The organism is Bacillus sp. DTU_2020_1000418_1_SI_GHA_SEK_038 (assembly GCF_032341175.1).
Taxonomy (GTDB): domain Bacteria; phylum Bacillota; class Bacilli; order Bacillales; family Cytobacillaceae; genus Cytobacillus.
In genome coordinates this window covers 2,091,907-2,110,795 of sequence record NZ_CP135435.1, presented here as the reverse complement: position 1 = coordinate 2,110,795, position 18,889 = coordinate 2,091,907, and the positions used below count along the sequence as shown (strand labels likewise).

Genomic DNA, 18,889 nt, shown 5'->3' with positions numbered 1-18,889 from the left:
TTTATTCCCCTTTTCCCATTCGCTTGAGAGCTGTTTCAAAATCTTCTTTTTCAAGATAGGATACATATTTTAGCAGCGTATCCCTATCGTCCCCAGTAAGAATTCTCATCGCTTGTGATTGAATCGTTTCATCCACTAGATTTGTCGCAAATCGTCCATTACCACTTATTGCAATTGTTGTTAATTCCACTTTAAGGTAATCTATCGCAATATCAGTTATTTGGTATTGAAATTGTGAAGCATAATTGATGATAATTTGGAGCAGCTCTTCTGCAGAGTAATCATTAAAATGGAAAAACTTTTTAAATCTTGATTTTAATCCCGGATTACTTTGCAGTAAGGCTTCCATTTCATTCGGATACCCTGCTAATATAACGACTAAGTTCTCATTATGCTTTGTCATTTCATCAACTAGAGTATTGATGACTTCCTTGCCAAAATCCCCTTGTGCTGCCGATAGTAAGGAATAAGCTTCATCGATAAATAACACACCGCCAAGTGCTTCTTTCAATTTCTTTTTCGTTTTTATAGCAGTTTGTCCGACATACCCAGCGACAAAGTCCGCACGGCTTGCAACAATTAAATGCCCTCTTTTTAAAAACCCGCATTCCTTTAAAAGTTCAGCATAAATTTTGGCAACGGTAGTTTTGCCTGTTCCAGGGTTTCCGATAAAAACGGAATGGAGCTGGATCGGTACGACTGGAAGTCCCTTTTCTCTTCTAATTTGCTGCATCCTTACAAATGATGTTAACATATTCACTTCATTTTTGACGGCTTCAAGACCGATCAAATTCATTAATTGTTCTTTTGGATTTATTTGTGTATCAGGTGTAGTCATTTCAAAATCTGTTTTATCAAGAAGTGAGAAGTCTAATATGGAACTTTCACCATCTTCTATATGAGCACCTTTTTTAAAAATAGCGTCCAAGACAATGTTTTTTACAGCCCGGGCATTTCCAAACGTATCATCGACCTTTTCCAATTCAATCCTTTTTTCAAGCTCCTGTTTTGCTTCAACTGTCAGAACATAGTCATTTTCTAAAGCAAGTTTATTGGCAATCATAATGAGCTCATCATTTGAATAGTCCGGCAGATGAATGAGGTTTGATTGAGGAAAACGACTTCTTAGCCCTGGATTCGCATCAAGGAACTGGCGCATTTCATCCGGATATCCAGCCATAATAACAGCAAATTTCCCGCCATATTCTTGGCCTGTCATTAATGACACGAGAGTATCTATGACTGTTTGTCCGTAATCACTGCTAGATTGGCCATCCCTTTTTAAACTATAGGCCTCATCGATAAATAAAATCCCTCCAAGTGCTTTTTTGACTGCAGCCCGTACATTTTCCTCTGTTTGGCCAACAAAAGCACCGACAAGCTGTGAACGATCTACTTCTACGACAGCTTCCTTAGATAATGCACCAAGCTGATAATATATTTTAGCCAATAACCTGGCTAAAGTTGATTTCCCTGTACCAGGGTTTCCTGTTAGAATCATATGTAGGCTTAATTCATCCTTTAATTGAAAGCCATGCGCCTTTCTTTCCTTCTGATACTTTAAATATCGGTAAAAATCTCTTACTCGGCCTTTTACATTTTCAAGTCCGATTAAATTCTCCAATTCTTCTAATGGGTTTACTGCATTTTCAGCTTCCATTGATTCCTCTGTAAAATACAATTGCCAGCTCTTCTTTATCTCTTCAATCCTGTCTAAAGTATCTTTCACTTCAGCATAATATGTGGAATGATAAAAGACCCCGACAACTGATTGAATATAATCTTCACTTGCTTTAAGAAGCTTTAATATCTCTTCCTCAGCCTTTTCCAACAGTACCATCATGCTTGAATACAGTTCGATCAAATGGCTATCCGTCAGTTTTTCTTGAGTTTTAGCAAGTTGTTCCTTCTCCTCTTCAGCTATATCTAAGAACATTCTGCATTTTACTTGAATCTCCTCGATAGCTTGCAATTTCGCTTGTTTATTATCTGTTTCGCGAAGCGGCGGAAACGATAATATATCTAATAATAATTCTCTGTTTTTCCAATTCATTTGCTCGATCATTTCAGCAGCTCTAGTATTATTTGGATTTAAGCTGTAAGCTTTTTGTATCCATACAAGTCCTAGAGTATCTTCCTTTGTTTTCGCGAGTCTAGAAAGACCGGCGAGCGTGAGTAATTCTGATACGAGTTCCCTATTTTCACTCTGATCGATCGTTTTGATATACGCTAATAATGAAGCTTCATTTTCAAGAAATCCATTTTGCTGAAATTCCAATTCCCAATTCCTTATTTGACTGTTCAAATACGTGTTCTGTCTTTGTTTTTCCATCTGCATCACTTCTTTTTTCATAGTCCAATAACTATCATATCATACTTAATAATAAGGAAAAAAATTTGAATAAAAAAGAAGACCTTATTATTGAAATCAGGTCTTCTAACTTAGCTTATTTATTTATAACCATTTTGTCGTGCTTGGCTTTCATCTTGAATTTCCTCACGCATGGCTTCTATGCTTTCCTTACGACGTTCGTTTTTCGCCGCAATCCTTGCACGATCCTCTTCGTTAGAGAACTGCATCGTCTCTTCTGCATCGTTCATATTTTCAATCGTGTTCTGTACCATCGTCTGAAGCTTTTCAACGTTATCACTGCGGTCATCTGGTTTTGGTTTATTTGAGTATTCCATAAGAAATAACCTCCTTATTGAAGATGTGGTAATACAAAATTAGTTTGTGAAGTCGAATGAAAATTTATCAACGGAAAAGAGTGGCTAATTCTATTAAAAGGGGTGACCCGGTTATTAGTCACCCATCCATAATTTATTCACCTTTAGTTTGTATTACTTGGGGGACTCCGCCAGTATTGCTTTGCATTTTTTTTCCATTATTTCCGCCATATCCGCGTGGCTGTGTTCCAATATGGTTAGGGTTAAATTTTCTTGCGTCCCTTTTTGGATTACTCATAAAAATCCCTCCTCTTTAAAAGTATGTCCAGTTGAGAAGGGCTGCATTTATGGTAAAGAATGTTATTCTGCTTTATTTAAGCGCTTTTCCTCTAATCTCTCTTCAATTTTTTCCATAGCTGCTTGATCTTTTAAAATTTGTCGCTTATTTTCTGAAACAAGTTCGGCGAATGAGCGTTTTCGTGGTTTTCTCATCTTTATTTCACCTTCCTTCAAACCTATATTAACTTTTATTATGGTCAATAACCGTTTAAATTATTACAAATTTTCGAAAATTATATTTTTATACAGAAAAAAACACCAGCTAATGCTGATGCTTTTCTCATTTCGTGTATTCTCGCATCATTTCAATTGTCATTGCACTTAAATGCTTATGTGTAATGATTCCTTTTTCATTAATAAAGAAAGTCGTTGGAATGGTTAAGATTTTATATGCAGTATTTACCTCGTCTTTATCATCGAGAAGAATGGGAAAATGAATGTCCATTTCCTTAGCGAACCCAGCAACGTCATACTCAGGATCAATATTAATGGCAAGTATGACTATTTCATCATCGACTTCTTCGTAAAAATTTTGCATAGCAGGCATTTCTGCTTTACAAGGCGGACACCATGTTGCCCAGAAGTTTAAAATGACTTTTTTCCCTTTATAATCAGAAAGCCTTACAGTTTCGCCTTCTAAGTTTTTTAATTCAAAATCAGGTGCTTTTAATCCAACCTTTAGCCCTGGAAGATTCTCCGTTTTCGGTTCTTCCTTATCCATCGCGTGAACAATTGCTGCTGCCATCAAGCCAAAAATAATACTAGCTGATACGATCTTTTTAATCATTTGCTGTTCAACACCCTTATTATCTATTTAATCGTATTGTAACCTAGACAAGCAGAAAAAATAAGGTTCTGAACAGCCAAAAACCAACGAAAAATGTGACAATTCCATAAACAATCAACGTAAACCAGCTTTTAAACGGCCAGTTTCCTTTTCGATATTTTTTATATAAATAAATTACTGCGATTAATAGGCCAAGCAGTTTGCCCTTGGTTCCGCCAGTTGAATAAAGAATGGATAATGGCTCTTCCATCATGAGCCTCGCCTGGAAAATAACGGAACTAAATTTATAAACTATAAATCCAATCAGAACAGCGTTTAAAAATGAACTTAAAAATAATTCCTGAAAAGAACGGTCCTCTTTTGACATAAGCTTCATAAATAAATAAGCAGTCAAACTAGCAAGTAAAAATATAATCCATTCATATTTCAGCATAAAGGGCCCTAACATCATTGCACCCATCAACTTTCCTCCCAAACAAAGTTTCTTGCTATAAACATACAAAAGTCCATTGTGTTTGTAAAAATATGTGCTTGAACGAAAAAGCGCGTAGGTATCAAAAACCCACGCGCTCTTTTTAAATAAAGATTAATTAGCTAATTTTTCACGTAAAACCATTTGTAAAATCCCGCCATGACGGTAGTAGTCGATTTCTACTTCTGAATCGAAACGAACAAGAACTTCAAATTTTTTCTTGTTGCCTTCTTCATCAGTTGCAGTTACCTTTACAAGATCACGTGGTCTTACATTTTCATCGATTCTAACATCGATTGTTTCTTTTCCTGTTAAACCAAGAGTTTCTGCACTATCACCATCTTTGAATTGAAGTGGAAGAACTCCCATCAATACAAGGTTAGAACGATGGATACGCTCGTAGCTTTCAGCAATAACTGTCTTAATTCCAAGTAAATTTGTACCCTTTGCAGCCCAGTCACGTGAAGAGCCCATTCCATAATCTTTACCTGCTAGAACAACAAGACCAGTACCTTCCTCTTTGTACTTCATGCAAGCATCGTAAATAGACATCACTTCACCAGTTGGCCAGTGAGTAGTGAAACCGCCTTCTGTTCCTGGTGCAATTTGGTTACGGATACGAATATTAGCAAATGTTCCGCGCATCATTACTTCATGGTTACCACGGCGAGAACCATAAGAATTAAAGTCACGTACCTCTACTCCGTTTTCTAATAAATATTTACCAGCAGGTGTATTCTTGCCAATTGCACCAGCAGGAGAAATATGGTCAGTCGTAACAGAATCTCCAAACTTCCCAACTACGCGAAGACTATTTAATGGCTTCACTTCATCCGGATCTGCTTTTAACCCTTCAAAGAAAGGAGGATTTTGAATATATGTTGATGTTTCATCGAATGTATAAAGCGGCTCATTGCTTGTTTGGATTTTATTCCAAAGAGCATTGTCACCAAATACGTTCTCATATTCTTTACGGAATAATTCAGGTGTTACCGTTTGCTTAACAACTTCATTAACCTCAGCAGTAGTTGGCCAAATATCTTTAAAGAATACGTCATTTCCATCTTTATCTTTTCCAATAGCATCCTTCTGAAGGTCAATATCAACTGTACCAGCTAACGCATAAGCAACAACTAATGGTGGTGAAGCCAAGTAGTTAGCTTTTACTAATGGATGAATACGTCCTTCAAAGTTACGGTTACCAGAAAGAACTGATGTTACTAGAAGATCGCTTTCAGCGATAGCCTTTTCGATTTCGTCTTTAAGTGGTCCAGAGTTTCCGATACAAGTAGTACAGCCATAACCAACAATGTTAAAGCCTAATTGATCAAGATAAGGCTGAAGACCTGAATCTCGAAGGTAACCAGTTACAACTTTAGAACCTGGTGCTAAAGAAGTCTTAACAAACTTTGGAACTTCCATACCAAGTTCAACGGCTTTTTTCGCAACTAAACCAGCACCCACTAATACATATGGGTTAGATGTATTTGTACAGCTCGTAATGGCAGCAATTGCAACAGCACCTGTTTTCATTTCTGTTGTATCGCCATTATTAAATTTAACTGTTACTTCCTTATCGATTTCTTTCTCATCTAAACCAAAGCCTTGGTTGCCTTGTGGAGCAGTTAATGCTTTATTAAATTCCTGTTTCATTGCTGAAAGTGGAATTAAGTCCTGTGGACGTTTTGGACCAGAAAGGTTTGCTTCGATATCTGAAAGATTAATCTCTACAACATTTGTATAAACTGGCTCTAATGAAGGATCGAAGAATAATCCATTTTCTTTAGAGTATGTTTCTACCAATTTAATTTGTTCCTCAGAACGGCCAGTTAAGCGCATGTATTCAAGTGATTCCTCGTCAACTGGGAAGAATCCGCAAGTTGCGCCATATTCAGGTGCCATGTTAGCAATTGTTGCACGGTCAGCAAGCGGCAGTTCAGTTACTCCAGGACCAAAGAATTCAACAAATTTTCCGACAACACCATGAGCACGAAGAACTTGTGTTACTTTTAATGCTAAGTCAGTCGCTGTTGCACCGTCTGGAAGTTCTCCAATTAGCTTCACACCTACAACCTCTGGTACAGGGAAATATGAAGGCTGTCCAAGCATTCCTGCTTCCGCTTCAATTCCTCCAACACCCCAGCCAAGTACACCAATACCGTTGATCATAGTTGTATGGGAATCTGTACCTACTAATGTGTCTGGGAATGCTTCGAATTCTCCATCTTCATTTTCAATTGCATGAACAACACTTGCAAGAAACTCAAGGTTTACTTGGTGTACAATACCTGTAGCAGGCGGTACAGCACGGTAGTTATCGAACGCTTTTTGAGCCCAGCTTAGGAATTGATAACGCTCGGCATTTCTTTCAAATTCAAGCTTCATGTTAGCATCTAATGCTTCAGGAGAACCGAATTGGTCAACTTGTACAGAGTGGTCAATGACAAGGTCAACCGGCTTCAGCGGGTTAATCTTATCTGGGTCCCCACCCATGTCTGCCATCGCCTTACGAAGAGAAGCTAAATCTACAACCGCAGGAACTCCGGTAAAGTCTTGCAGAATAACACGTGAAGGCTTGAATGGTACGTCAACCTCTTTAACCTCATCTGTGCCCCATTTTGCTAAGTTTTCTACATGTTCTTGCGTAATAACACGCCCGTCATATTGACGAAGAACAGATTCTAATAATACTTTAATAGAGTACGGCAGATTTGCTACATTGCCGACACCAGATTTTTCCAAAGCGCCTAAATGATAATAGTGATAACGCTTCCCGTTTAATTCAAATGACTTTCGGGCATTAAATACATCATTTTTCACCATGGGTTTATCCCCCTTTTACATATTTAATCAAGTATAAAGAGTTAGAAATTTGTCGAATAGATGGCATTTTTGTCCATCTTACTCTTCTCAAGAACAATCTTAATACAATGTGTTACATAAGTAAATAACAAGAAAGTTATTGTTTTTGATAAGTTTTTCTTATGTCGTTAACAATAATGCATCTATTTATACATTTTAACGCATTTTATTGAGATTTTTATTTTGTCATTAACATTTGTACAATTGATCAAAATATTTTACCAAAATATTTTAACCTCACATAAGTAATAAAAAGGATTATGGAGTCGACATAATTTGAAGAAATTTGCAAAAAATAGCAGTTGGAGGTGATTGAAGTGGCTAAAAGGAAATCAAATCATATTGTTCCAGGGATGAATGCGGCAAAAGGGCAAGGAATGGGTGCAGGTTATAACGAGGAATTTTCAAATGAACCGTTAACAGAAATGCAGAAGCAAAATAATAAAAAGCGAAAGAAAAATCAATAAATTATGGCGGATGATCCTCCGGATTAATTTGCTATAAACGAAAGGAAGCGATCATTTTTTCGCTTCCTTTATCAACTATTAAATAGGTTTTTATATTAATGGTATTGATTAACTTCATTAACAATTGCGCTTAAGTCCTGCTGGAATTTCTCTAATTGCGTTCTTTGCGTTTCAGAAGCAACCTCGAGTGCATTTTCAATTTGTTCGTAAGCTTCATTTACCTCTTGTTTTAAATGCTTAAGCTGATGACCGTAATTGGCAGAATCCCTGACAATTTCATGGTAAAGCTCCTGCGCATCCTCCATTCCCTGCTGTGCAGCCTGAAATGCTTGCTGTTTATTTTTATGATATGGCATCCCCTGTCTCACTCCTTTTTCAAAATGTACATTTAAATTGTGCAGTCTCCCAATAAAATATTCTGTATAAAATTTGAAGCTTCCTTCCATGCTATTCTTTAGGAGGGATGATGAAATGAATAAAAACGATGGCAAGGATATGCGTAAAAATGCACCTAAAGGAGATAATTCGGGACAGCCAGAACCATTAAGCGGCTCTAAAAAGGTCAAAAACCGTAATCATACAAGACAAAAACATAATTCTGGTCACGATATGTAATGAAAAAAAACAGCTGCAGCTTTTTTATGCCGCAGCTGTTTTACCTCATAGGGAGAAGAAATTTGCTCATATTGCTTGAAGAGCTTCAATAATATAAACTTCTTCCTCATTTGTAACAGTTCTCAGATCTATTAATACTTCTTCTTTCTGAATACGGACTATAATGGAAGAAGAGAATTCTGTTCTTAATTTTTTTGCAAGCTGCTCCGCTCCCCATGTATTATGCTTAATGACAGCAACAATAGAAGGAAGACTAACCTCTGGCATCGTTCCTCCGCCTATTTGTGCAAAACTTTCTCTAATTGAAAGGTCGTACTGATGTGAAACGCTTTGCAATTTTTTGATAAAGGCCTCTGTCCTTGCCTTAAGATCCTTTTGTGATACTAAAATATCTCTAATAACAGGGATATTCTTTAAGCCTTCCATTCCTTTAACATAATCCAGCAAGGTCCCCTCAAGAGCTGCAAGCGTCATTTTATCCACTCTTAAAACACGAGAAAGCTGGTGTTTTTTTAAAAGGCTTATTAGCTCTTTCTTGCCAGCAATAATTCCTGCTTGCGGTCCACCTAAAAGCTTATCCCCGCTAAAGGAAACGAGATCAGCCCCCTGCTTGATTACGTCTTTCACAACAGGTTCCTCACCAATTCCATGCTTTTGGAAATCATACAGAGCCCCACTTCCCAAGTCCTCATACAAAATGATATTTTTTTCCCTAGACAGCTCTGCTAATTCATCTGTTCCAACCGTTTTTGTGAATCCGATTACTTTATAGTTACTAGTATGTACTTTTAATATCATCGCTGTTTGCTCAGTAATGGCATTTTCATAGTCAGCCAGATGTGTTTTATTCGTTGTCCCAATTTCAACAAGCTTGGCTCCGCTTTCTTCCATAATTGAGGAGATTCTGAAAGAGCCGCCAATTTCAACAAGCTGACCGCGTGATACGACTACTTCCTTATTATTTGCTATAGCTTTTAATATCAAATAAACAGCAGCCGCATTATTATTAACAACCATCGCTGCTTCTGCACCGGTTAGCTCCTTTATCAGCGCCTCTACATGACTATGCCTAGAGCCGCGCTTCCCTTCCTCTAATTGATACTCCAAATTGGAATAATGAAGGGCTATTTCAAGCATGTGCTGGGCAGCGCTTTCACTCAAACGTGCTCTGCCAAGATTTGTATGAAGGATTGTCCCTGTCGTATTGATCACCCTTTTTAATGTATAATTCAGTTGTTTTTGAAGGGTGGTTTCTAGCCTATTAAAAATCTCATCGTTGAAATCTCTGCTGCCAGGTATTGCGCCGAGCCATTTATTTAAAGTCAATTCTTCTCGAATCTTTGAAAGGACCATTTTTAGCTGATTTGTCATATATATAAGATCAATCCCGTGATTTTCTGCCAACATAATAAACCGATTTTCCTTTTGAAGCTCATGTACAGGGGGAATATTTCTAAGCAAGTGTTTCATCGTTATCACTCCTATCTACGCTAAACATTATATCATTAATTACTAGCAAAATTCCCCATACTTTCATGGCGAAAAAGGATTTAGTTTACATAATAATATTATTTTATCATAGGTAAATGTAAAAAAACCTTCCCCATTTAGAAGAAGATTTATTCTGCCATTTTGCTCTGAATTATTTCTATAAGATCATTTGTTTTTGGGAATAATCCAGTTTCATCTTTGGAATAGATTTTTACGTCATTTACAATCACTTCAAATACTCCACCCTTGCTAGGTATGAGTTCTAATTTTTCGATATCATGACGGAAATGTGTCAGTAATTCTTCTGCGGCACGCGCAGCTTTAGGTGCATAATTTCACATCATGCAAAATTCTATTATGACATTTAATTTATTCAAATTTCGGCCTCCTCTATTAAAATTTTCACATTTTATATATGACCCATTTTATAATATTCACGTTTTTTCCTCAAACAATTGATATTTATTTTGTGATTTAATTTTTAAATAAAGGTATACTGAGTGTGGAGGTGACATAATGAGCGAGCATGAAAAAATTCGTTTGACTTCCTTGTCAACAAAAGCTGGCTGAGGCTGCAAAATTGGTCCAGAGGACTTGACGCAAGTTTTGCGTCTATTACCAAAGCAAGAACGAGTACCCGAGCTGCTTGTCGGCCATGAAACATCAGATGATGCTGGTGTATATCAATTAACCGATTCTATTGCATTAATTCAAACTGTTGATTACTTTACTCCAATTGTTGATGACCCATACATGTTTGGTCAAATTGCTGCCGCAAATGCTTTAAGTGATGTATATGCTATGGGCGGTCAGCCAAAAACAGTGCTTAATATCGTTGGCTATCCCGTGAAAAAACTAGGTCCTGATATGCTGGCTGAGATTTTAAGAGGTGCGGCCGATAAAGTGAATGAAGCTGGTGCGATTACGGTTGGCGGGCATTCTGTTGATGATCAGGAACCGAAATTCGGTCTATCTGTAACTGGGATTGTACATCCCGAACGTTTTTGGAAAAATGTCGGTGCAAGGCCAGGAGATTCCCTTGTTTTAACAAAACCTATTGGTGTTGGGATTTTAACTACAGGGATCAAAAGAGGTGCTGTAACCGAGGAACAGGAGCGAGCGGTTACCGATACAATGGCAATGCTAAATAAAGCGGCTGCAGAAATTTTGACTGCATTTGAACCCCATGCCGTGACAGATGTTACCGGATTCGGATTACTTGGACACGGAAGTGAAATGGCCCGTGGAAGTGATGCAAGCCTAGAAATTTACTACGACAATGTTCCACTTTTAGATGGTACATATAAGCTTGCTGAACAAGGAATCGTCCCAGGGGGATCGAAGGCAAACCATAAATGGCTGATTGAAGATGTACAATATGAAAATATCTCGATAGAAAGCCAATTAATATTATGTGATGCGATTACTTCTGGAGGCTTACTTGTTTCTATGCCTGAAAATCAGGCTGCAGCCTATGTAACAAAATTACATGAGTCAGGAATGCCTTATGCATCCATTATTGGCAAGGTAGTTTCTAAACAGGAAAAATTAATTTATGTCAAATAAAATTGCTTCCCTTTTACTTTAAAATCATTTTTAAAGGATGATTTTCATGGAAGTTCAAAAATACTTAAAAAGATTAGAAGTTGAGAAAAATTCTCCAACGCTTGACTACCTATCAAAATTGCAAAAGTATCACATGGAAAAGATCCCTTTCGAAAATCTCGATGTTACAAGAAAGGTGAAAATTGAGTTAGATGTTTGCCGAATTTACAAAAAAGTAATTGGCCATCATCGTGGTGGTTTTTGCTATGAGCTAAATGGTCTTTTTCAGCAATTATTAACTAAACTCGGTTTTAAGGCTCATTTAATTGCTTGCACGGTCAATAAACCGACCGGATGGGCAATGCCAAATACCCATGCTGCAATCATGGTACTGCTTGATCAACCCTACCTTGTCGATGTTGGCTTCGGTGACTCTGTCAGGCAGCCAGTACCATTAACTGGAGAAGAACGTACCGATGTGAGTGGGACCTATCGGGTCAATAATGCGGCTGAAGGGATCTATGATCTCCAAAGATATGAAGAGCAGAAGTGGAAAATATTATACCGCTTTGCTGACTTACCGAAACAAATCGGTGAGTTCACTGAAGGATGCCATTACAATCAAACATCCCCTGAATCAACATTTACACATGGAGATATCGTTACTATCGCAACTAAGACAGGCAGAATAACACTAAATGGATTAACAGTTACTGAAACCAAAAACAAGCAGAAAAATAAGTGGGATTTAACTGAAGAAGAAAAAAAGCAGTTTTTAAAAGAAGCATTTCAAATTACGATTTAATTTACGTTTTTATATAATTTGAGGTAAAGCAGGATCATACTATAAAAAAATGACTATCAAATTAACATACAATTTGATAGTCATTTTTACATTATTATTGTTTGTAATTGCTAAACAATACGCTTTGCTTTCATTTTTTGAACGCAAAAAAGGACAGCAATGGGTATTGATGTGCTCTCTCCCCCTTCTCTGTCCTTTTACCTGAGAGTTTAACTCTTTATAAGAGTCTTCCCCTTGGTGGCGTTTAGTTTCACGCATACTAGAAAAAGGCAGCAAATAATGCTGCCTTTTGGTTTGCATTTTTACTTATTTTCGAAGCTTCTCTAACATATCCTTCGTCATTTTAGCTAAGTCATATTCTGCTTTAAAGCCCCACTCTTCTCTTGCAGCTGTGGCATCAAGCGAGTTTGGCCAGCTGTCAGCAATCGTTTGACGAATAGGGTCTACCTGGTAATCCATCGTAAACTCTGGAATAGATTTTCTAATTTCGGCAGCAATTTGTTCAGGTTCAAAACTCATTGCTGTTACATTAAATGAATTACGATGATTTAATTTTGAAGGGTCTGCCTCCATTAGGTCTACAATTGCATTCAATGCGTCAGGCATATACATCATATCCATATAAGTTCCTTCGGCAATATAAGAAGTATAATGTTTATTTTTGATCGCTTCATAGTAAATTTCTACAGCATAATCGGTTGTACCGCCTCCAGGAGGGGTCACATGCGAGATTAACCCTGGAAATCTCAAGCCTCTCGTATCAACGCCAAATTTATAATAGTAATAATCTGCTAGTAATTCCCCTGCCACTTTATTAACCCCATACATAGTCGTAGGGCGCTGTATTGTATCCTGCGGGGTGTTATCCTTTGGTGTTGATGGACCAAAGGCACCAATTGAGCTTGGTGTGAAAAATTTGCAGTTTAACTCACGGGCAGCTTCTAAGGCATTCACTAGTCCGCCCATATTTAAATTCCAAGCAAATACTGGGTTTTTTTCAGCTGTTGCGGAAAGTAAAGCAGCCATATGAATTATAGTATCTACTTGATACTTCTTAGCAGTTTCAATCATCGTTTTCGTGTCTGTTACATCCACAACTTCAAAAGGACCAGAAAGAGCAGCCTCTGAATCATTCTTTCTAATATCAGTGGCAATTACATTATCTGCCCCGTATATATCTCTTAGTTTCAACGTTAACTCTGAGCCAATTTGACCTAATGCTCCTGTAATAAAAACCTTTTTCATATGATCTCCAAACCTTCCCTCTGAAAAATTCTCGTATGTCTCTATAGCATTCTGCTTTAAAAAATTTTGAAGTGTGTGGGGCTAGTTACTTAAATAACCCCCATCTCTTTCCCTACCTTTTCATAAATAGCAATCGCTTGATCAAGCATTTCCTTCGTATGTGCGGCTGTTGGCATATTTCTAACCCTTCCGGTGCCTTGTGGAACAGTCGGGAAAACGATTGATTTCGCATAAACGCCAGCTTCGTTTAATTTCTTACTGAATTCCTGTGTCCTCACTTCATCGCCAATAATACAAGGCGTGATTGGTGTTTCACTATCACCAATATCAAAGCCTAAGCCTTTTAAACCAGCTTTCAAATAGTTGACATTCTCCCAAAGCTTCTCATTCAATTCAGTACTTTCCATTAATGTTTCAATTGCCATAATACTGGCAGCCACATCTGCAGGAGTTAATGAGGTAGAGAATAAGAATGGTCTGCTTCTTACCTTTAACCAATCAATTAACTCTTGTTTCCCAGCAACATATCCGCCAACAACACCAATTGCTTTTGAGAGCGTACCAATTTGAAAATCAATTTTATCAGAAAGACCGAAATGCTTAACGGTTCCTGCCCCTTCTCCTAAAACCCCTGATCCATGAGCATCATCAACATAAGTAATCAGGTCGAATTCTTCTGCAATTTTCACAATTTCTGGAAGCTTAGCAATATCACCATCCATTGAGAACACGCCATCGGTGATGACCATGATTTTATTGTATAAGCCTGATTCCTTTGCTTCCTTTGCTTTTGCTCTTAAATCTTCCATGTCAGAATGATTAAAACGGATGATCTTTGCCTTCGATAATCGGCAGCCATCAATGATAGAGGCATGATTCAATTCATCGGATAGAATCGCGTCATTTTTGTCCATGACAGCTGAGATGGCAGCCATATTGCAATTGAAGCCAGATTGATAGGCAATAGCAGCCTCTGTATGTTTAAATTCTGCAAGTTTTTCTTCAAGCTTTACATGCAGTTCTAATGTTCCATTAATCGTTCGAACGGCTCCCGCTCCAACCCCGTATTTATTAATCGCTTCAGTTGCAGCTTCCTTTAATCGTTCATCAGTAGCTAACCCTAAATAGTTATTTGAAGATAGATTAATCAGCTCTCTGCCATTAATCTTAATAATGGGTCCGTTTGGACTTTCTAAAGGATCGATAATATTATATAGACCCTTTCCTCTTAAATCTTCAAGGTTTTCCTTTAAAAAAACATCTAATGTATTGCTTGACATAATTATAGCCCCCCATACGATATTCAGTTCCCATTTGTAGCTTTCCTAGAAACAAATGTCTCCTCCAGAAAGACAGTCGTTTTCACAATAAAGCTAGATATATAAAGGATTATTATGTACTACTTTATCACAATATATTTTTTTGTACATATCTAAAGGACAGTTTTTACTTCTAAATTTATAATTATTGCAGCCCCTCTTCAAAATAGTTTGTCCAATTTTCTAAAAGTGTTCCAACTTACATTTGATGAATATACCTCTGATCCTTAACAGTACTGCAAATTAAAGGTGTGAATTTGAAGCATTCCTCGAACTTGAAAACACAATGTTTTTTAAGTCTTTCCATTAAAAAAGAAGTTCTTTTGTCCAAGTTTGAAAATATAGATATATTAATGCCACTAGTAAGTGCCTGTTTCTATTAATATTTGCTGTCTTAATTAAAAGCCGCTTCAGAAGCTCTCTATTGAGAACCACTATTTACTGTAATTATGTTAATTATCTTTAAAACACTTATTAATTTATATTAATTATAAACTAAGATTGATTTTTCTTTGAGAAGTGTTATCATTAAATATGTGAGTAACTTATTTAAATATTTATAATCAAAAAAATGCTAGGAGGTAATTTTTCATGACTAAGAATGATAATCAAAAGAAATTGACTACTGCAGCAGGCGCCCCTGTTGTTGATAATCAGAACTCAATGACGGCAGGTCCAAGAGGCCCGATTCTATTGCAGGATGTATGGTTATTAGAAAAGCTAGCTCATTTTGACAGAGAAGTAATTCCTGAGAGACGAATGCATGCGAAGGGATCCGGTGCCTTTGGTACGTTTACAGTCACGCATGATATTACAAAATATACAAAGGCAAAAATTTTTTCTGAGATTGGTAAACAAACAGATATGTTTGTACGTTTTTCTACCGTTGCTGGTGAGCGTGGTGCGGCAGATGCTGAACGGGATATTCGTGGATTCTCTATGAGATTTTATACGGAAGAAGGAAACTGGGATCTTGTTGGAAATAATACACCTGTGTTCTTCTTCAGAGACCCGATGCAATTCCCTGATTTGAACCATGCCGTTAAGCGTGACCCTCGCACGAATATGCGAAGCGCTAACAACAACTGGGACTTCTGGACTTCACTTCCCGAAGCTTTACACCAAGTTACCATCGTCATGAGTGACCGCGGCATTCCAAAGTCGTATCGTACGATGCATGGATTCGGAAGCCATACATTCAGTATGATCAATGATGAAAATGAACGAGTATGGGTGAAATTCCACATGCGTTCTCAACAAGGCATTGAAAATTTAACTGACGAAGAAGCAGAAGTGCTTGTTGGAAAAGATCGTGAAAGCCATCAGAGAGATCTCTATGAAAATATCGAAAATGGCAACTTCCCGAAATGGAAAATGTATATCCAGGTGATGACAGAGGAACAAGCAAGAAATCATCCTGATAACCCATTTGATTTAACGAAAGTATGGTACAAGAAGGACTACCCTCTCATTGAGGTTGGTGAATGGGTTCTCAATCGCAATCCGGAAAACTATTTCGCTGAAGTAGAACAAGCTGCCTTTACACCGGCTAATGTCGTACCGGGTATTAGCTTCTCACCAGATAGAATGCTACAAGGCAGATTATTCTCTTACGGGGATGCGCAGCGGTACCGTTTAGGTGTGAATCACCATCAAATTCCAGTTAACCAGCCAAAATGTCCTTTCCACAGCTTCCACCGTGATGGAGCAATGAGAGTGGACGGTAACAAAGGAAGCACCATTCACTATGAACCAAATAGTTATGGGGAATGGAAAGAACAACCTAAGTATAAAGAACCGTATCTTGCTCTCCAAGGGGATGCCGGTCAGTGGGACTTTAGAGAAGATGATGACAACTACTTTGAACAGCCTGGCCGTCTCTTCAACATAATGAGCAAAGAACAACAACAAGTATTGTTTGAAAATACGGCTCGTAATATGAATGGTGTTGAAAGACATATTCAAATTCGCCATATCAAACATTGCTATCAAGCGGACCCTGCTTATGGTGAAGGTGTCGCAAAAGCTATTGGCATCCCGATGAGTGAAATCGAAGTTGAAGCAAAGGAAGAAAGATAAATTTAGACAAAAGGATTTTGTAAATATAAATAATAATAGAAAAGCACACCGAATATTATCTTGATTTGGTGTGCTTTTGGCATGCCTCTTATGATTAATCCTCCATAAAAACTCTCGCATAATACAAACTTTCCTCGTCTAAATTACCATTTTCTTTTGCTTCTTTTAATGAAGTCTTCTGCTCTTCAGTGACAACCTGAAAGCTTCCTGAGACATTCGGAACTGGTTCATTATTCTCCTTTTTTATGATCATTCATCCCCTTTCATTCCTATACTTATAATGTGGTTTGTTATTTTGTAATTATTCATATTAAAAAAGTCCTGCTCTTTTTTGAATAAGTGGTTTATTTAAAGTTCTTAGTTATTTTACTAAGCAAGCTTCTTTTTTCCTTTATAGCCAATCATTTTCCACCTTTCTAGCAGCAAAAATGCTAGTTTTATAAGAAAAAATCTTGTATTATGTAAAAATGGATTACTTTCGATGAAGTGGTGATTAATAATGAGTTTATTAAATGTTGAAAAATTAAGTCATACTTTTGGTGACCGAACATTATTTAAAGATGTCTCCTTTCGTTTACTTGCCGAGGATCATGTAGGTTTAGTTGGTGCGAATGGGGTTGGGAAATCGACCTTGATGAATATTATTACTAAGCAATTGATTCATGATGCAGGTCGTGTGGAATGGACACCTAATGTTCATTATGGGTACCTTGATCAGCATACGGTTTTGACACCGGGAAGAACAATGCGGGATGTCCTAAAAGATGCTTTTCTTCCGCTTTTTGAACAAGAAAAGGCACTTAATGAAGTGACTTCAAAAATGGCTGAGGCAACACCTGAAGAACTGGAAGTGTTATTAGAGGAAATGGGAGAAATCCAGGATCGCCTGGATGCAGGCGGATTTTATTCCCTTGATATTAAAATTGAAGAAGCAGCACGCGGGCTTGGACTAGATGCCATCGGACTGGATCGGGATGTTTCCGCTCTCAGTGGCGGGCAGCGTACGAAAGTGTTATTGGCTAAGCTCCTTTTAGAACAGCCACAAGTCCTATTGCTTGATGAGCCGACCAACTATTTGGACGTTGAACATATTCGCTGGCTGACGAATTACTTGAAAGAGTATCCATATGCTTTCATGTTAATTTCCCATGATACGGAATTTATGAACCAAGTCTCAAATACTATTTTCCATCTTGAATTTTCGAAACTGACTCGCTATACAGCAAGCTATGATAAATTCCTTGAATTAGCGGAAATTAATAAAAACCAGCATATTAATGCGTATGAGAAACAGAAAGAATTTATTAAGAAACAAGAAGATTTCATTGCGAAAAATAAAGCGAGATATTCAACGACAGGTCGAGCAAAGAGCCGACAAAAGCAGCTTGATCGCATGGAAAGAATTGATCGTCCTGAAACAGCATTGAAACCAACCTTTGAATTTAAAGAATCCCGTGGAAGCAGCCGTTATGTTTTTGACGGGCAGGATTTCGAAATTGGTTACACACATGCATTATTGCCGAAAATGTCAATCACGATTGAACGCGGTGAAAAGATAGCGATTGTTGGCTGTAACGGTGTCGGTAAGTCTACCCTCTTAAAGACAATGCTTGGAAAGATAAACCCAATTAGTGGTAAAGTGGAGCGTGGAGACTTCCTCTTCCCTTCTTATTTTGAACAAGAAGTAAAAGCTGACAACATAACTCCGATTGATGATGTTTGGAGTGAATTTCCTTCCATGGATCAGCATCAAGTACGTGCTGCTCTCGCTCGATGCGGCTTGAAGAATGAGCATATTTCTCGTCCTTTAAATCAATTAAGCGGTGGCGAGCAAGCAAAAGTTCGCTTATGCAAGCTCCTTATGAATGAAAGTAACTGGCTTCTATTCGATGAGCCTACAAACCATCTTGATGTGGTGGCAAAGGAAGAATTAAAACGTGCATTAAAAGCGTATAAAGGTACAATTGTGCTAGTTTGCCACGAACCAGATTTCTATGAAGACTGGGTAACGAAGGTTTGGGATGTAGAGAAATGGTCCCAACAGCTCCAATCTTAATAAATTCGATAAATAACCCCTGATTTTTCAGGGGTTATTTGCTTATATGTGAGCAATCAATGAACTTTAACATCGGGACTTTTAAACGCTTACAATTAGTGTATAATAAGACAGACCCGGCAAATACGAACTAAAGTAAT

The 18,889-nt window shown here is 37.6% G+C and carries 18 protein-coding genes and 1 pseudogene; 6 read left to right on the top strand and 13 right to left on the bottom strand.

Translation table 11 applies throughout. The features are described 5' to 3' along the window. Position 1 precedes the first annotated feature (1 nt). The 7 genes from RRV45_RS10470 to acnA form a co-directional block, all read right to left on the bottom strand. Positions 2–2,332: an AAA family ATPase gene (locus RRV45_RS10470; protein ID WP_315668762.1), complete on the bottom strand. Its 2,331-nt coding sequence runs from the start codon at positions 2,330–2,332 to the stop codon at positions 2–4. Positions 2,333–2,451: 119 nt separating this feature from the next. Further along, positions 2,452–2,688: a small acid-soluble spore protein Tlp gene (tlp, locus tag RRV45_RS10465; protein ID WP_315668760.1), complete on the bottom strand. Its 237-nt coding sequence runs from the start codon at positions 2,686–2,688 to the stop codon at positions 2,452–2,454. 133 nt (positions 2,689–2,821) lie between these two features. After that, the gene (locus RRV45_RS10460) at positions 2,822–2,965 is read right to left on the bottom strand and encodes an acid-soluble spore protein N (protein WP_315668759.1); all 144 of its coding nucleotides are present in this window, start codon (positions 2,963–2,965) and stop codon (positions 2,822–2,824) included. A gap of 62 nt (positions 2,966–3,027) precedes the next feature. Next, positions 3,028–3,159, bottom strand: coding sequence for an FbpB family small basic protein (locus RRV45_RS10455; protein ID WP_315668757.1), 132 nt, complete (start codon positions 3,157–3,159; stop codon positions 3,028–3,030). 127 nt (positions 3,160–3,286) lie between these two features. Further along, a complete protein-coding gene (locus RRV45_RS10450; RefSeq protein ID WP_410489349.1) occupies positions 3,287–3,793 on the bottom strand; it encodes a peroxiredoxin family protein in 507 nt (168 codons plus the stop codon). 43 nt (positions 3,794–3,836) lie between these two features. After that, complete coding sequence (locus tag RRV45_RS10445) at positions 3,837–4,253, bottom strand: hypothetical protein (protein ID WP_315668756.1); 417 nt, start codon at positions 4,251–4,253, stop codon at positions 3,837–3,839. Between the two features lie 126 nt (positions 4,254–4,379). Next, positions 4,380–7,088 carry an aconitate hydratase AcnA gene (gene acnA / locus RRV45_RS10440; protein ID WP_315668755.1) on the bottom strand — a complete coding sequence of 903 codons (2,709 nt, stop codon included), beginning with the start codon at positions 7,086–7,088 and terminating at the stop codon, positions 4,380–4,382. A gap of 356 nt (positions 7,089–7,444) precedes the next feature. Between acnA and sspO the strand changes: the two genes are divergently transcribed. Beyond that, the gene (gene sspO / locus RRV45_RS10435; RefSeq protein ID WP_315668754.1) at positions 7,445–7,594 is read left to right on the top strand and encodes a small acid-soluble spore protein O; all 150 of its coding nucleotides are present in this window, start codon (positions 7,445–7,447) and stop codon (positions 7,592–7,594) included. Positions 7,595–7,689: 95 nt separating this feature from the next. On the opposite strand, the gene RRV45_RS10430 is transcribed toward sspO, so the two are convergent. After that, positions 7,690–7,950 (bottom strand): hypothetical protein, encoded by a 261-nt coding sequence (locus tag RRV45_RS10430; protein WP_315668752.1) that lies wholly within the window; start codon positions 7,948–7,950, stop codon positions 7,690–7,692. Positions 7,951–8,065: 115 nt separating this feature from the next. Here RRV45_RS10430 and RRV45_RS10425 point away from each other — a divergent pair, with 115 nt between their 5' ends. Next, the gene (locus RRV45_RS10425) at positions 8,066–8,209 is read left to right on the top strand and encodes a small acid-soluble spore protein P (RefSeq protein WP_315668751.1); all 144 of its coding nucleotides are present in this window, start codon (positions 8,066–8,068) and stop codon (positions 8,207–8,209) included. Between the two features lie 66 nt (positions 8,210–8,275). Here the strand turns inward: RRV45_RS10425 and selA are convergent, their stop codons facing one another. Next, on the bottom strand, positions 8,276–9,679 hold the full coding sequence (selA, locus tag RRV45_RS10420) for an L-seryl-tRNA(Sec) selenium transferase (RefSeq protein ID WP_315668750.1): 1,404 nt from the start codon (positions 9,677–9,679) through the stop codon (positions 8,276–8,278). Between the two features lie 149 nt (positions 9,680–9,828). After that, positions 9,829–10,023 (bottom strand): annotated as a pseudogene (locus RRV45_RS22100) (Rdx family protein); the annotation flags it as partial. A 193-nt stretch (positions 10,024–10,216) separates the two neighbouring features. Here RRV45_RS22100 and selD point away from each other — a divergent pair. After that, positions 10,217–11,266, top strand: a complete 1,050-nt coding sequence (gene selD / locus RRV45_RS10415; protein ID WP_315668749.1) for a selenide, water dikinase SelD — start codon at positions 10,217–10,219, stop codon at positions 11,264–11,266. Positions 11,267–11,312: 46 nt separating this feature from the next. After that, the gene (locus RRV45_RS10410; protein WP_315668748.1) at positions 11,313–12,050 is read left to right on the top strand and encodes an arylamine N-acetyltransferase family protein; all 738 of its coding nucleotides are present in this window, start codon (positions 11,313–11,315) and stop codon (positions 12,048–12,050) included. Between the two features lie 306 nt (positions 12,051–12,356). Here the strand turns inward: RRV45_RS10410 and RRV45_RS10405 are convergent, their stop codons facing one another. Both RRV45_RS10405 and RRV45_RS10400 read right to left on the bottom strand, forming a co-directional pair. Continuing rightward, positions 12,357–13,295 (bottom strand): L-threonine 3-dehydrogenase, encoded by a 939-nt coding sequence (locus tag RRV45_RS10405; protein WP_315668747.1) that lies wholly within the window; start codon positions 13,293–13,295, stop codon positions 12,357–12,359. Between the two features lie 89 nt (positions 13,296–13,384). Then, on the bottom strand, positions 13,385–14,575 hold the full coding sequence (locus RRV45_RS10400) for a glycine C-acetyltransferase (protein ID WP_315668745.1): 1,191 nt from the start codon (positions 14,573–14,575) through the stop codon (positions 13,385–13,387). 630 nt (positions 14,576–15,205) lie between these two features. Here RRV45_RS10400 and RRV45_RS10395 point away from each other — a divergent pair. Beyond that, the gene (locus RRV45_RS10395) at positions 15,206–16,693 is read left to right on the top strand and encodes a catalase (protein ID WP_315668744.1); all 1,488 of its coding nucleotides are present in this window, start codon (positions 15,206–15,208) and stop codon (positions 16,691–16,693) included. A 94-nt stretch (positions 16,694–16,787) separates the two neighbouring features. On the opposite strand, the gene RRV45_RS10390 is transcribed toward RRV45_RS10395, so the two are convergent. Continuing rightward, positions 16,788–16,946, bottom strand: coding sequence for a hypothetical protein (locus RRV45_RS10390; protein ID WP_315668743.1), 159 nt, complete (start codon positions 16,944–16,946; stop codon positions 16,788–16,790). A gap of 246 nt (positions 16,947–17,192) precedes the next feature. On the opposite strand from RRV45_RS10390, the gene RRV45_RS10385 reads away from it, so the two are divergent. Next, entirely contained in the window at positions 17,193–18,749 is a 1,557-nt protein-coding gene (locus RRV45_RS10385) for an ABC-F family ATP-binding cassette domain-containing protein (protein WP_315668742.1), read from the top strand. Positions 18,750–18,889: the final 140 nt, after the last annotated feature.

Coding starts and splice junctions, on each gene's coding strand:
- RRV45_RS10470 (WP_315668762.1), bottom strand. CDS start 2,332: ATGGAAAAACAAAGACAGAACACGTATTTGAACAGTCAAATAAGGAAT.
- tlp (WP_315668760.1), bottom strand. CDS start 2,688: ATGGAATACTCAAATAAACCAAAACCAGATGACCGCAGTGATAACGTT.
- RRV45_RS10460 (WP_315668759.1), bottom strand. CDS start 2,965: ATGAGTAATCCAAAAAGGGACGCAAGAAAATTTAACCCTAACCATATT.
- RRV45_RS10455 (WP_315668757.1), bottom strand. CDS start 3,159: ATGAGAAAACCACGAAAACGCTCATTCGCCGAACTTGTTTCAGAAAAT.
- RRV45_RS10450 (WP_410489349.1), bottom strand. CDS start 3,793: ATGATTAAAAAGATCGTATCAGCTAGTATTATTTTTGGCTTGATGGCA.
- RRV45_RS10445 (WP_315668756.1), bottom strand. CDS start 4,253: ATGGGTGCAATGATGTTAGGGCCCTTTATGCTGAAATATGAATGGATT.
- acnA (WP_315668755.1), bottom strand. CDS start 7,088: ATGGTGAAAAATGATGTATTTAATGCCCGAAAGTCATTTGAATTAAAC.
- RRV45_RS10430 (WP_315668752.1), bottom strand. CDS start 7,950: ATGCCATATCATAAAAATAAACAGCAAGCATTTCAGGCTGCACAGCAG.
- RRV45_RS10425 (WP_315668751.1), top strand. CDS start 8,066: ATGAATAAAAACGATGGCAAGGATATGCGTAAAAATGCACCTAAAGGA.
- selA (WP_315668750.1), bottom strand. CDS start 9,679: ATGAAACACTTGCTTAGAAATATTCCCCCTGTACATGAGCTTCAAAAG.
- RRV45_RS10410 (WP_315668748.1), top strand. CDS start 11,313: ATGGAAGTTCAAAAATACTTAAAAAGATTAGAAGTTGAGAAAAATTCT.
- RRV45_RS10405 (WP_315668747.1), bottom strand. CDS start 13,295: ATGAAAAAGGTTTTTATTACAGGAGCATTAGGTCAAATTGGCTCAGAG.
- RRV45_RS10400 (WP_315668745.1), bottom strand. CDS start 14,575: ATGTCAAGCAATACATTAGATGTTTTTTTAAAGGAAAACCTTGAAGAT.
- RRV45_RS10395 (WP_315668744.1), top strand. CDS start 15,206: ATGACTAAGAATGATAATCAAAAGAAATTGACTACTGCAGCAGGCGCC.
- RRV45_RS10390 (WP_315668743.1), bottom strand. CDS start 16,946: ATGATCATAAAAAAGGAGAATAATGAACCAGTTCCGAATGTCTCAGGA.
- RRV45_RS10385 (WP_315668742.1), top strand. CDS start 17,193: ATGAGTTTATTAAATGTTGAAAAATTAAGTCATACTTTTGGTGACCGA.